General features: G+C 66.6%; 12 protein-coding genes. 11 read left to right on the forward strand and 1 reads right to left on the reverse strand.

The window, feature by feature from the left end; translation table 11 throughout:
- Nucleotides 1-7: 7 nt before the first annotated feature.
- Nucleotides 8-1,234, forward strand: coding sequence for a mannose-6-phosphate isomerase, class I (manA, locus tag AAHS21_RS22480; RefSeq protein ID WP_342929756.1), 1,227 nt, complete (start codon nt 8-10; stop codon nt 1,232-1,234).
- Here manA and AAHS21_RS22485 read toward each other — a convergent pair.
- Entirely contained in the window at nt 1,212-2,603 is a 1,392-nt protein-coding gene (locus AAHS21_RS22485) for an oxidoreductase (RefSeq protein ID WP_342929805.1), read from the reverse strand. The two genes, manA and AAHS21_RS22485, sit on opposite strands and share 23 nt — an antisense overlap.
- A 95-nt stretch (nt 2,604-2,698) precedes the next feature.
- On the opposite strand from AAHS21_RS22485, the gene AAHS21_RS22490 reads away from it, so the two are divergent.
- The 10 genes from AAHS21_RS22490 (at nt 2,699) to lpqB (ending at nt 13,006) form a co-directional block, all read left to right on the forward strand.
- Nucleotides 2,699-4,174, forward strand: coding sequence for an amino acid permease (locus AAHS21_RS22490; protein WP_342929757.1), 1,476 nt, complete (start codon nt 2,699-2,701; stop codon nt 4,172-4,174).
- A 99-nt stretch (nt 4,175-4,273) separates the two neighbouring features.
- Complete coding sequence (locus AAHS21_RS22495) at nt 4,274-5,509, forward strand: alkane 1-monooxygenase (protein ID WP_342929758.1); 1,236 nt, start codon at nt 4,274-4,276, stop codon at nt 5,507-5,509.
- Nucleotides 5,506-5,679 (forward strand): rubredoxin, encoded by a 174-nt coding sequence (locus AAHS21_RS22500; protein WP_342929759.1) that lies wholly within the window; start codon nt 5,506-5,508, stop codon nt 5,677-5,679. The genes AAHS21_RS22495 and AAHS21_RS22500 overlap by 4 nt, the downstream gene beginning before the upstream one ends.
- Complete coding sequence (locus tag AAHS21_RS22505) at nt 5,676-5,858, forward strand: rubredoxin (RefSeq protein WP_342929760.1); 183 nt, start codon at nt 5,676-5,678, stop codon at nt 5,856-5,858. The genes AAHS21_RS22500 and AAHS21_RS22505 overlap by 4 nt, the downstream gene beginning before the upstream one ends.
- Nucleotides 5,855-6,481 carry a TetR/AcrR family transcriptional regulator gene (locus tag AAHS21_RS22510; RefSeq protein WP_342929761.1) on the forward strand — a complete coding sequence of 209 codons (627 nt, stop codon included), beginning with the start codon at nt 5,855-5,857 and terminating at the stop codon, nt 6,479-6,481. Before AAHS21_RS22505 ends, AAHS21_RS22510 begins: the two co-directional genes overlap by 4 nt.
- Nucleotides 6,482-6,565: 84 nt before the next feature.
- A complete protein-coding gene (gene ahcY, locus AAHS21_RS22515; protein WP_096285272.1) occupies nt 6,566-8,023 on the forward strand; it encodes an adenosylhomocysteinase in 1,458 nt (485 codons plus the stop codon).
- A gap of 88 nt (nt 8,024-8,111) precedes the next feature.
- The gene (locus tag AAHS21_RS22520; protein ID WP_342929762.1) at nt 8,112-8,744 is read left to right on the forward strand and encodes a dTMP kinase; all 633 of its coding nucleotides are present in this window, start codon (nt 8,112-8,114) and stop codon (nt 8,742-8,744) included.
- An 80-nt stretch (nt 8,745-8,824) separates the two neighbouring features.
- Nucleotides 8,825-9,511 carry a two-component system response regulator MtrA gene (gene mtrA / locus AAHS21_RS22525; RefSeq protein ID WP_007168097.1) on the forward strand — a complete coding sequence of 229 codons (687 nt, stop codon included), beginning with the start codon at nt 8,825-8,827 and terminating at the stop codon, nt 9,509-9,511.
- A gap of 49 nt (nt 9,512-9,560) precedes the next feature.
- Nucleotides 9,561-11,252 carry an MtrAB system histidine kinase MtrB gene (mtrB, locus tag AAHS21_RS22530; protein WP_342929763.1) on the forward strand — a complete coding sequence of 564 codons (1,692 nt, stop codon included), beginning with the start codon at nt 9,561-9,563 and terminating at the stop codon, nt 11,250-11,252.
- Nucleotides 11,252-13,006, forward strand: a complete 1,755-nt coding sequence (gene lpqB / locus AAHS21_RS22535) for an MtrAB system accessory lipoprotein LpqB (protein WP_342929764.1) — start codon at nt 11,252-11,254, stop codon at nt 13,004-13,006. Before mtrB ends, lpqB begins: the two co-directional genes overlap by 1 nt.
- The last annotated feature ends 119 nt before the right edge of the window (nt 13,007-13,125 follow it).

Raw genomic sequence — 13,125 nt, forward strand, 5'->3', positions numbered from 1 at the left:
TAGAAAAGTGGAACTGCTTCGCGGTGCTGTACGGACGTACGCGTGGGGATCGCGTACGGCACTGGCCGAATTCACCGGGCGTCAGGTGCCCGCGGCTCACCCCGAGGCGGAACTCTGGTTCGGCGCGCACCCGGGGGATCCGGCCTTCCTGGAAACCGAGCAGGGTGAGCTGTCCTTGCTGGAGGCGGTGACCGCCGATCCGGAGGGCCAGCTGGGCTCCGCGTCGCGCGAACGGTTCGGGGACGTGCTGCCGTTCCTGGTCAAGGTGCTCGCCGCCGACGAACCGCTGTCGCTGCAGGCGCATCCGAGTGCCGAACAGGCAATCGAGGGTTACCTGCGTGAGGAAAAGTTGGGCATCCCGGTGGCCTCGCCGGTCCGCAACTACCGCGACACCTCGCACAAGCCCGAATTGTTGGTGGCCCTGCATTCATTCGAGGCGCTCGCCGGATTCCGTCAGGCTTCGGCCACCATCGAGTTGCTGCGGGCGCTGGCCGTCACCGACCTCGACCCCTATATCGAACTGCTGAACGACCAGTCCGACGCCGACGGGCTGCGCGCGCTGTTCACCACCTGGATCACCGCGCCTCAGCCCGACATCGATGTGCTGGTGTCCGCGGTGATCGACGGCGCCATTCAGTACGTCAGTTCCGGCGCAACGGAATTCGCGGCTGAGGCCAAAACGGTGCTCGAACTCGGCGAACGCTACCCCGGGGACGCCGGGGTGCTGGCGTCGTTGTTGCTCAACCGGATCAGCCTGGCCGCGGGCGATGCGCTCTATATCCCGGCCGGTAACCTGCACACCTACCTGCGCGGGTTCGCGATCGAGGTAATGGCCAACTCCGACAACGTGTTACGCGGCGGGCTGACCCCCAAGCACGTCGACGTGCCCGAGTTGCTGCGGGTGCTGGACTTCGCACCCACCGCCGAGGCGCAGCTGCGGCCGCATGTGCACCGAGAGGGCCTCGGGCTTATCTACGACACCCCGGCCGACGAGTTCGCGGTGGCGCTGCTGACCCTGGAGGGCGAACACCTCGGCCACGAAGTCGACGCGTCACCACACCATGACGGTCCGCAGATCCTGTTGTGCGCCGAGGGTTCCGCGGTGGTGCACGGAAAGTCCGGCTCGTTGTCGCTGGAGCGCGGGATGGCGGCGTGGGTCGCCGCCGACGACGGGCCGGTCGGGCTGGTCGCGCACCAGCCCGCCAAGTTGTTCAGGGCGACCGTAGGTTTGTGACGGGCCGCTCCCTGGCGGCCTGACGCGACTCGCGGCGCTCGCGCAGCCACAGCCGCAGGTTGTGCGCGATGGTCCGGCCGACGATCCGCGGCGGCGGAACCATATAGAGACTGTCGAGCAGTGAGAATCGGCGTAAAAACCATTCGGCGAGAACGGGTTCGGTCTCGGCGGCTCCGAGGAATTGGTCGAACAGCGCTCCCGACGGCCGCCACCACCAGGGGACCGGGGCACTGGTGCCGGCGTGGTGAAAAGCGAAGTCGCCGATCGCGTTCATCGTCCACACCGGATAGGTCGTCTTGGCGGTCGCCCGGTTGAGCTCGCCGGCCAGGTCGTCATCCGCGGTTTGCAAGGCCCGCCGCAGATGACCCGCCTGCAGCGACGTCATCGTCATGCCCTGCCCGAAGGTGGGATTGAAGCTCGCCACGGCGTCGCCGAACGCGATGATGCCGGCCGGAAATCGGTCCAGCTTGTCGTAGCGGCGCCATTTGCTGGCCGGGAAGGCGTGAAATGCCGGTGTGCCAACGGGTTTGGCCGCGGTGAGCGCGTCGGTGAAGTGCGCCGGGAGCAGCTTGATGGCCAGCGCGACCATCTCCGGGAACGTCGTCGGCGGTTTCGCGCCGGCCACGCCGAAGGTGGTCAGCACCCAGGTGCCGTCCTCGTAGCACAGCATGCCCATCCCCAACGACTGATCGTGGGAGGCGCCGGCCACCACCACCTTCTCCGGGATCAATCCCTCCGGGATGCGGAACTGGTGGCTGGCGTAGTTGATGCCGATGTCCAGGCTCTGCTCGATGGGCCGCTGATACCCCCACTGTGTCAACCACACCGGCAGCCGAGTGCCCCGACCTGCTGCATCGACCACCAGGTCGGCACGCACGAATTCCGGCTCGCCGCCGACCTCGTCCTTAGGGGGGTCCAGCACCACTCCGGTCACCCGCTGCCGCGCCGGGTCGAACCGCGGCTCGGCGACGGATCGGCGCACGATCGTGACGTTATCGATGTCGCGCACGCGGCTGCGCAACTGCCACTCGAGATGCGGCCGGCTGGGCACGTAGGCGGTGAATTCGTCGCGCAGCGTGTGGCCCGTCCCGAGGACATGGCCCGCCGCACCCAGGTGGATGCAGTCCGGTCGGTTTTCCAGCATCGGCACACCTGCGGCCACCATGTCCTTGAGCAGGCCCGGAAACAGGGAGTCGAGTTCGCTGGCCCCGCGCGCCATCAGCAGATGCAGATGCCGGTCCTGAGGAATCGTGGCGCGATGTGCCGGGGTGCTCGGCAGTTCGTCGCGCTCATAGACGCTGACCTGCGAATACCGGTCAGCAAGCACTCGGGCGGCGCACAAACCCGCGATGCTTGCGCCTATGACTATTGCGTGGTCTCGCGTGGTTGCGCAGTCCGGCATCCGGGGGGAGTACCCAGTACTGTGCGGTCCAATGGCTTCTGACGTTAACGAGAGGCAGGCAAATGTCCAACCGATGGCGTACTAAGTCAGTCGAACAGTCCATCGAGGACACCGACGAGCCAGATACTCGACTCCGCAAAGTCCTCACCTGGTGGGACCTGATGGTCTTCGGCGTCGCCGTGGTGATCGGCGCCGGCATCTTCACGGTCACCGCATCGACCGCCGGTGATATCACCGGCCCCGCGATTTGGATCTCGTTCCTGATCGCCGCGGCCACCTGCGCGCTGGCGGCGCTGTGCTACGCCGAATTCGCCTCGACGCTGCCCGTCGCGGGCAGCGCGTACACCTTCTCCTATGCCACCTTCGGCGAGTTCCTCGCGTGGATCATCGGCTGGAATCTGTTGCTGGAGTTGGCAATTGGTGCCGCCGTGGTGTCCAAGGGCTGGTCCAGTTATCTCGGCACCGTGTTCGGATTCGGCGGTGGCACAGTCGACGTGGGGTCGGTCAACATCGACTGGGGTGCGCTGCTGATCGTCGCGGTGGTGGCGACCCTGGTCGCGTCGGGCACCAAAGTGTCGTCCCGGGTTTCGGCGGTGATCACCGCCATCAAGGTGTCGGTGGTCATCTTCGTCGTGTTGGTCGGCCTCTTCTACATCAAGGGCTCCAACTACTCGCCGTTCATCCCCAAGCCGGAAAGCGGGCACGAGGCGAGCGGCATCAACCAGTCGGTGCTGTCGCTGCTCACCGGGGCGCACAGCAGCCACTACGGGTGGTACGGCGTGCTCGCCGGGGCTTCGATCGTGTTCTTCGCATTCATCGGCTTCGACATCGTCGCGACGATGGCCGAGGAGACCAAACAGCCGCAGCGCGACGTGCCGCGCGGGATCCTGGCGTCGCTGGCTGTCGTCACCGTCCTGTATGTCGCCGTCTCGGTCGTGTTGTCCGGCATGGTTTCCTACACCCAGCTCAAGACCGTCCCCGGCGGCAAGCCGGCAAACCTGGCCACCGCATTCACTGCGAACGGAATCGGGTGGGCGAGCAAGATCATCGCCATCGGGGCACTGGCCGGGTTGACGACCGTCGTGATGGTGCTGGTGCTCGGGCAGTGCCGGGTCCTGTTCGCGATGGCGCGCGACGGCTTGGTGCCGCGGTCGCTGGCCAAGACCGGCTCGCGCGGGACGCCGGTCCGGATCACCGTGCTGGTCGCACTGGTGGTCGCGGCGACGGCGTCGGTTTTCCCAATCAGCAAGCTCGAGGAGATGGTCAACGTCGGGACGCTGTTCGCGTTCGTCCTGGTTTCGGCCGGGGTCATCGTTCTGCGCCGCACCCGCCCCGATCTGGAGCGGGGGTTCCGCGCGCCGTGGGTGCCACTGTTGCCGATCGCCTCGATCTGCGCGTGTATCTGGCTGATGCTCAACCTCACCGCCCTGACCTGGGTCCGGTTCGGCGTGTGGTTAGTGGTGGGAACCGCGATCTATCTCGGCTACGGATACCGCCACTCCATGCAGGGCCGTAGGCAGGCCGTCCAGAAGACGTAGCGGATGCTTTACAAAGCGACGTCCTTTGTCTAGACAGAGGACGTAAGACGCGGTATTGTCCAATCTCAACGTGGTGTGACTCACAAGGAGGTTTGGCATATGACCACCCAGATCCAGGCGGCCGACGAACTCGGCGCGACCGAGTGGCGCGACAAGAAGCGCTACCTGTGGCTGATGGGCCTGATCCCGCCGACGGCGTTGTTCGTGATGCTGCCGATCGTCTGGGGACTGAACCAATTCGGTTGGCACGGCGCCGCCCAGGTGCCGATGTGGATCGGGCCGATCCTGCTCTACATCCTGCTGCCGATCCTGGACCTGCGGTTCGGGCCCGACGGGCAGAACCCGCCCGACGAGGTGATGGAGCGGCTGGAGAACGACAAGTACTACCGCTACTGCACCTACATCTACATCCCGTTCCAGTACCTCAGCGTCGTGCTGGGCGCCTACCTGTTCACCGCGTCGGACCTGCACTGGCTGGGCTTCGACGGCGGTCTGGGCTGGGTCGGCAAGATCGGCCTCGCACTGTCGGTCGGCGTGCTCGGCGGCGTCGGCATCAACACCGCGCACGAGATGGGGCATAAGAAGGACTCGCTGGAGCGCTGGCTGTCCAAGGTCACCCTGGCGCAGACCGCTTACGGCCACTTTTACATCGAGCACAACCGCGGTCACCACGTGCGCGTCTCCACGCCGGAGGACCCGGCCTCGGCCCGCTTCGGTGAGACCTTCTGGGAGTTCCTGCCCCGCAGCGTGTTCGGCAGCCTGCGCTCGTCGGTTCATCTCGAGGCCCAGCGCATCCGCCGGCTCGGCCGCAGCCCCTGGGACCCCAGGACGTATGCGTCCAACGACGTGCTCAACGCCTGGGCGATGTCGGTGGTGCTGTTCGGCGCGCTGATCGCGGTCTTCGGCGCCGGCGTGATCCCGTTCATCGTCATCCAGGCGGTCTTCGGCTTCTCGCTGCTGGAAACCGTCAACTACCTGGAGCACTACGGCCTGCTGCGGCAGCAGAACGCCAACGGCCGCTACGAGCGCTGCGCGCCGGTGCACAGCTGGAACTCCGACCACATCGTCACCAACTTGTTCCTCTACCACCTGCAGCGGCACAGCGATCACCACGCCAACCCGACGCGGCGGTATCAGACATTGCGCAGCATGGCGGACGCGCCCAACCTGCCGAGCGGATACGCGTCGATGATCGCGCTGACCTACTTCCCGCCGGTGTGGCGCAAGGTGATGGACCACCGGGTGCTGGCGCATTACGACGGTGACATCACCAAGGTCAACGTCCACCCGCGGATGCGCGAGCGGGTGCTGGCGAAATATGGCGTGCCGGCATGACCGCCTACCGCTGCCCGGGCTGCGACTACATCTACGACGAAACGAAAGGCGCTCCACGGGAAGGCTTTCGGCCGGGCACGCCGTTCAGCGAGATCCCCGACGACTGGTGCTGCCCCGATTGTGCGGTGCTCGAGAAGGTCGACTTCGAAGCAATAGGAGTGAACCAATGAATGACTACAAGCTTTTCGTCTGCGTGCAGTGCGGATTCGAGTACGACGAGGCCAAGGGCTGGCCGGAAGACGGCATCGCTCCGGGCACCCGGTGGGACGAGATTCCGGACGACTGGAGCTGCCCGGATTGCGGCGCGGCCAAATCCGACTTCGAGATGGTGGAGGTCGCGCGTCCGTGAGCACTATTGTCGCGCCTGTGAAGCGGATTCCTTATGCCGAGGCGTCGCGCGATCTGCTGCGCAACTCGGTGTTGGACGCGATGCGCGACTTACTGCTGACGCGAGACTGGTCCGCGATCACGCTCTCCGACGTGGCCCGCGGCGCCGGGATCAGCCGGCAGACCATCTACAACGAGTTCGGTTCGCGGCAAGGCCTGGCGCAGGGATACGCCCTGCGCCTAGCCGACCGCCTGGTCGACGCCGTCCATGCGGCGATCGACGCCAACGTCGGTCGCATCTACGAAGCCTTCCTGGAGGGCTTCCGAGCCTTCTTCGCCGAATCGGCGGCCGACCCGCTGGTGATCTCCCTGCTGACCGGTGTCGCGAAACCCGACCTGCTGCAGATCATCACCACCGACAGCGGTCCGATCATCACGCGGGCATCGGACAGGTTGACCCTGGCCTTCACCCACAGCTGGGTGGCCACCAGCGACGAGGACGCCGGTGTGCTGGGGCGCGCCATCGTGCGGCTGGCGCTGAGTTACGTGTCGATGCCTCCGGAGGCAGATCATGATGTCGCCGCGGACTTGGCCCGGCTGATGACGCCTTTTGCCGAGCGTCACGGCGTCATCAACGTCCCCTGACCTGGCCACCTTTCGGCGGCCTACTACAGTGGCTGGCGAGCGTATACCCAAGCTAACTAATCCACTTTGAGGAACAGACACGCCATGACTCTGACGCCCGACGTTGTAAACGGCATCGACTTCAAGATCGCCGATCTGTCGCTCGCGGAATTCGGCCGCAAAGAGCTTGACCTGGCCGAATACGAGATGCCCGGCCTGATGTCGCTGCGTCGCGAGTACGCCGAGGTGCAGCCGCTGAAGGGTGCGCGCATCTCCGGCTCGCTGCACATGACCGTGCAGACCGCGGTGCTGATCGAGACGCTGACCTCGCTGGGCGCCGAGGTCCGCTGGGCCTCCTGCAACATCTTCTCCACCCAGGACCACGCGGCCGCGGCCGTCGTCGTCGGCCCGCACGGCACCCCGGAGGAGCCCAAGGGTGTGCCGGTGTTCGCCTGGAAGGGCGAGTCGCTGGAGGAGTACTGGTGGTGTGCCGAGCAGATGCTCACCTGGCCCGGCGAGCCGGCGAACATGATCCTGGACGACGGCGGCGACGCCACCATGCTGGTGCTGCGCGGCGCTCAGTACGAGAAGGCCGGCGTGGTGCCGCCTGCCGAAGAGGACGACTCAGCGGAGTGGAAGGTCTTCCTGAACCTGCTGCGTACCCGATTCGAGACCGACAAGGGCAAGTGGACCAAGATCGCCGAGTCGGTCAAGGGTGTCACGGAGGAGACCACCACCGGCGTGCTGCGCCTCTACCAGTTCGCCGCGGCCGGCGATCTGGCCTTCCCGGCGATCAACGTCAACGACTCGGTCACCAAGTCCAAGTTCGACAACAAGTACGGCACCCGGCACTCGCTGCTCGACGGCATCAACCGTGGCACCGACGCGCTGATCGGCGGCAAGAACGTGCTGATCTGCGGCTTCGGCGACGTGGGTAAGGGCTGCGCCGAGGCCGCCAAGGGCCAGGGCGCGCGGGTGTCGGTCACCGAGATCGACCCGATCAACGCCCTGCAGGCGCTGATGGAGGGCTACGACGTGGTGACCGTCGAGGACGCCATCGCCGACGCCGACATCGTCGTCACCGCGACCGGCAACAAGGACATCATCTCGCTGGACCACATGAAGGCGATGAAGGACCACGCCATCCTGGGCAACATCGGCCACTTCGACAACGAGATCGACATGGCCGCGCTGGAGCGCTCCGGGGCGCACAAGCTGAACATCAAGCCGCAGGTCGACCTGTGGACGTTCAAGGACTCCGGCAAGGCGATCATCGTGCTGTCCGAGGGCCGGCTGCTGAACCTCGGTAACGCCACCGGGCACCCGTCGTTCGTGATGAGCAACAGCTTCGCCAACCAGACGATCGCGCAGATCGAGCTGTGGACCAAGAACGACGAGTACGACAACGAGGTCTACCGGCTGCCCAAGCACCTCGACGAGAAGGTGGCCCGCATCCACGTCGAAGCGCTCGGCGGTCAACTGACCAAGCTGACCAAGGACCAGGCCGAGTACTTGGGTGTCGACGTCGAGGGCCCGTTCAAGCCGGACCACTACCGCTACTGAGCCGTTTCCCCCTCGCCGAGTGTCACGCCAGCGTGACGTTGGACGCCGAGCTTCACGCGAGCGTGACGCCCGCGGCGCTGGATAGCGCATGCTGATCGCGATCGAGGGCGTCGACGGCTCCGGCAAGCGGACGCTCACCGAAGGGCTGCGCAAGGCCTTCGAAGCCGCCGGCAAGTCGGTGGCCACGATGGCCTTCCCGCGGTACGGCCGGTCGGTGACCGCCGACATCGCGGCCGAAGCGCTGCACGGCGAGCACGGTGACCTCGCGGCGTCGGTCTATGCGATGGCGATGCTGTTCGCGCTGGACCGTGCCGGCGCGGTCGACGACCTCGAGGAGCTGCATCGCGGCCACGACGTGCTGATTCTCGACCGCTACGTCGCCTCCAACGCGGCTTACAGCGCCGCGCGCCTGCACCAGGACGCCTCCGGAGACGCGGCGTCCTGGGTCTACGCGCTGGAATTCCAGCGGCTCGGGCTGCCCGCGCCGGACTGGCAGGTGCTGCTCAACGTGTCGACCGAGCTGGCCGGACAGCGGGCTCGCAGCCGGGCCGAGTCCGATCCCGGCCGCGCGCGCGACAGCTACGAGCGCGACGACGGGCTGCAGCAGCGCACCCGTGCGGTGTACGCCGGGCTGGCCGACGCGGGCTGGGGCGGGCGATGGCTGGTGGTCGACGCGGACGTCGATCCGGCGCGCCTGGCGGCCGATTTGGGCGTCAATTAGCACAAATTTGTCACGATTTGCCCGTATCGAACGCGAAACGCCCGTGTGGCGCCCGAGTTTTGTCCCGATCTGGTGACACCATGGACTCCATGAGGCAAAGGATTTTGGTCGTCGACGACGACGCTTCGCTCGCGGAGATGCTGACCATCGTTCTTCGTGGGGAGGGCTTCGACACTGCGGTCATCGGTGATGGCACGCAGGCTCTGACCGCGGTGCGCGAGCTGCGGCCCGACCTGGTGCTGCTTGACCTGATGTTGCCCGGTATGAACGGCATCGACGTGTGCCGGGTGTTGCGCGCCGATTCCGGCGTTCCGATTGTGATGCTGACCGCCAAGACCGACACCGTGGATGTGGTGCTCGGCCTCGAGTCGGGCGCCGACGACTACATCATGAAGCCGTTCAAGCCCAAGGAGCTGGTGGCCCGGGTGCGGGCGCGGCTGCGGCGCAACGACGACGAGCCGGCCGAGATGCTCTCGATCGCCGACGTCGAGATCGACGTGCCGGCGCACAAGGTCACCCGCAACGGCGAGCAGATCTCGCTGACCCCGCTGGAGTTCGACCTGCTGGTCGCGCTGGCACGCAAACCGCGCCAGGTGTTTACTCGTGATGTACTGCTCGAACAGGTGTGGGGCTATCGGCACCCGGCGGATACCCGCTTGGTGAACGTGCACGTCCAGCGCCTGCGGGCCAAGGTCGAGAAAGACCCCGAGAACCCGACTGTGGTGTTGACCGTTCGAGGAGTGGGTTACAAGGCCGGACCTCCGTGATCCGCGGCGGCGCCGGTGTAAGACGTCACGATGCTGAGGAGCGCCGTCATTGATCTGGGGCTCGCGGCGACGTATCCACGGTCACCGCTGGGGACGCACCGGTCCCATGACTCGGGGCATGAGTGCGTTGAGTCGAGCCGTCGGTATTGCCTGGCGCCGTTCGCTGCAGCTGCGAGTCGTGGCGTTGACGCTCGGGCTGTCGCTGGCGGTGATCCTGGCACTCGGCTTCGTGCTCACCAGCCAGGTCACCAATCGCGTTCTTGACGTCAAGGTCAAGGCGGGCATCGAGCAGATCGAGCGGGCCCGCGGCACGGTCGGCGGGATCGTCAACGGCGAGGAGACGCGCTCGCTGGACAGCAGCCTGCAGCTGGCCCGCAACACGTTGACGTCGAAAACCGATCCGGCGTCCGGTCCCGGCCTGGCCGGGGCGTTCGATGCGGTGCTGATCGTGCCGGGCGACGGCCCGCGTGCGGCTACCTCCGCCGGACCCGTCGACCAGGTGCCGGCCTCGTTGCGTGGCTTCGTCAAGGCGGGGCAGGCGGCCTATCAGTACGCCACGGTGCACACCGAAGGCTTCTCGGGACCGGCGCTGATCGTCGGTACGCCGGCATCCTCGCAGGTGGCCAACCTGGAGCTGTACCTGATCTTCCCGCTGGCCAGCGAGCAGGCCACGATCAGGCTGGTGCGCGGCACGATGATCACCGGTGGCGCGGTGCTGTTGGTGCTGCTGGCCGGAATCGCGCTGCTGGTATCGCGCCAGGTGGTGGTGCCGGTGCGCTCGGCGTCGCGGATCGCCGAACGTTTCTCCGAGGGGCATCTCTCCGAACGCATGCCGGTGCGCGGTGAGGACGACATGGCGCGACTGGCGGTGTCATTCAACGACATGGCCGAAAGCCTGTCGCGGCAGATCACCCAGCTCGAGGAGTTCGGCAACCTGCAGCGCCGGTTCACCTCCGATGTCAGCCACGAACTTCGTACGCCGCTGACCACGGTGCGAATGGCCGCCGACTTGATCTATGACCACAGCTCCGAGCTGGACCCCACCCTGCAACGCTCCACCGAGCTGATGGTCAACGAGCTCGATCGCTTCGAGACCCTGCTCAACGACCTGCTGGAAATCTCCCGGCACGACGCCGGTGTGGCCGAATTGTCGGTGGAGGCAGTCGATTTGCGCACCACGGTGCAAAGCGCACTGGGCAACGTCGGACACCTTTCCGAGGACGCCGGCATCGAGCTGCTGGTGGACATGCCGTCCGAAGAGGTGATCGCCGAAGTCGATCCGCGGCGGGTGGAGCGGATCCTGCGCAACCTGATCGCCAACGCCATCGACCATGCCGAGCACAAACCGGTGCGCATCCGGATGGGCGTCGACGAAGACACCGTCGCGGTCACCGTCCGCGACTATGGGGTGGGGCTGCGGCCCGGCGAGGAGAAGCTGGTGTTCAGCAGGTTCTGGCGCTCGGACCCGTCGCGGGTGCGGCGCTCCGGCGGAACCGGGCTGGGTCTAGCGATCAGCGTCGAGGACGCACGCCTGCACCAGGGCCGGCTGGAGGCGTGGGGCGAGCCCGGTCAGGGCGCCTGCTTCCGGCTGACGCTTCCGCTGGTCCGCGGCCACAAGGTCACCACCAGCCCGTTGCCGATGAAGCCGATCCCGCAGCCGGCGCCGCCGGCCGGGGACCCGGTGCCACCGGCGGGCAAAGAACGTCCGCGCCAACATGAGCACGCCGAAAGGGGCGTGTGATGCGGCGCCTGCTCGTCGCACTGCTGGTGCTGTTGCTGGCAGGCTGTGCGGGGGTGCCCAGTACGTCGGCGCCGCAGGCCATCGGCACCGTCGAGCGACCGGCCCCGTCGAATCTGCCCAAGCCGACCCCCGGCATGGATCCCGACGTGTTGCTGCGCGAATTCCTCAAGGCCACGGCCGATCCGGCGAACCGGCATCTGGCGGCGCGGCAGTTTCTCACCCAGTCGGCATCCAATGCCTGGGACGACGCCGGTAGCGCATTGTTGATCGACCATGTCGTGTTCGTCGAAACCCGTGGTGCAGAACGTGTTTCGGCGACAATGCGGGCCGATATCCTGGGCTCGCTGTCCGACGTCGGGGTGTTCGAGACGGCCGAGGGCGTGCTGCCCGACCCCGGGCCGATCGAGCTGGTCAAGACATCCGGTGGCTGGCGAATCGACAAGCTGCCCAACGGTGTTTTCCTGGACTGGCAACAGTTTCAAGCTACCTACAAACGCAACACGCTCTATTTCGCCGACCCGACCGGTAAGACGGTGGTGCCCGATCCGCGCTATGTCGCGGTCGCCGATCACGATCAGCTGCCGACCGAACTCATCTCCAAGCTGCTGGCCGGGCCTCGGCCCGAGATGGCGCACACGGTTCGCAACCTGCTCGCACCGCCGCTGCGCCTGCGCGGGCCGGTGACCCGCGCCGACGGCGGCAAGAACGGGGTCGGGCGAGGCTACGGCGGTGCGCGCATCGATCTGCAGAAGCTGTCCACCACCGATCCGCACAGTAGGCAATTGCTTGCCGCACAGATCATTTGGACTCTGGCCAGAGCCGACATCAGAGGTCCGTATGTGATCAATGCCGACGGCGCGCCGCTGGATGACAGGTTCGCCGACGGATGGACGACCTCCGACGTCGCCGCGACCGACCCGGGTGTGGCCGACGGTGCCGGCGCGGGGCTGCACGCCCTGATCAACGGATCGCTGGTCGGCCTGGACGGGCAGCGGACCACCACAGTGAACGGCGCGTTCGGGCGGATGGGCGATCAGACGCTCGCGGCGCTGTCCCGCAGCGGCCGGCAGGTGGCGTCCGTCGTGACGCTGCACCGCGGTGCCCCGGACATGGCGGAGTCACTGTGGATCGGCGATCTCGGTGGCGAGGCGGTGCAATCCGCCGACGGACACAGCCTGACCCGCCCCAGCTGGGCGCTGGACGACGCGGTCTGGGTGGTGGTGGACGGCAACAACGTGCTGCGGGCCATCCAGGAGCCGGCCTCCGGGCAACCCGCGCGCCTGCCGGTGGATTCCGGGGCGGTGGCCAGCAAGTTCCCCGGCCCGATCAGCGACTTGCAACTGTCTCGCGACGGCACGCGGGCCGCGATGGTGATCGGCGGCATGGTTATTCTCGCCGGTGTGGAGCAGACCCAGGCCGGGCAATATGCGCTGACCTATCCCCGGCGATTGGGTTTCGGGTTGGGCAATTCGGTGGTGTCCCTGTACTGGCGCACCGGTGATGACATGGTGGTGACCCGCAACGATCTTGCCCATCCGGTCTCGTATGTGAACCTCGACGGCGTGAACTCCGACGCCCCCGCCCACGGTTTGCAGATTCCGCTGACCGCGATCGCGGCCAACCCGTCGACCGTCTACGTCGCGGCACCCCAAGGCGTGCTGCAGTATTCGGCGTCCGCGGCCGAAAGTCAGCAGAGTTGGTCGGAGGTGCCGGGGTTGATGACCGGTGGTGCTGCTCCGGTGCTGCCGGGGTAACGCTGGATCTTCGTCGCGATCTGTAGGGCGACGTCGCCGCGGCTGCGCGTGCACGGCCGAACGCAAAGTGCGTTTCGAACAGTGGCAACGGTAGTTGTCGTGACGCCAGAGCCTTCCAT

This window comes from Mycobacterium sp. 050272 (genome assembly GCF_039023525.1).
GTDB lineage: Bacteria > Actinomycetota > Actinomycetes > Mycobacteriales > Mycobacteriaceae > Mycobacterium.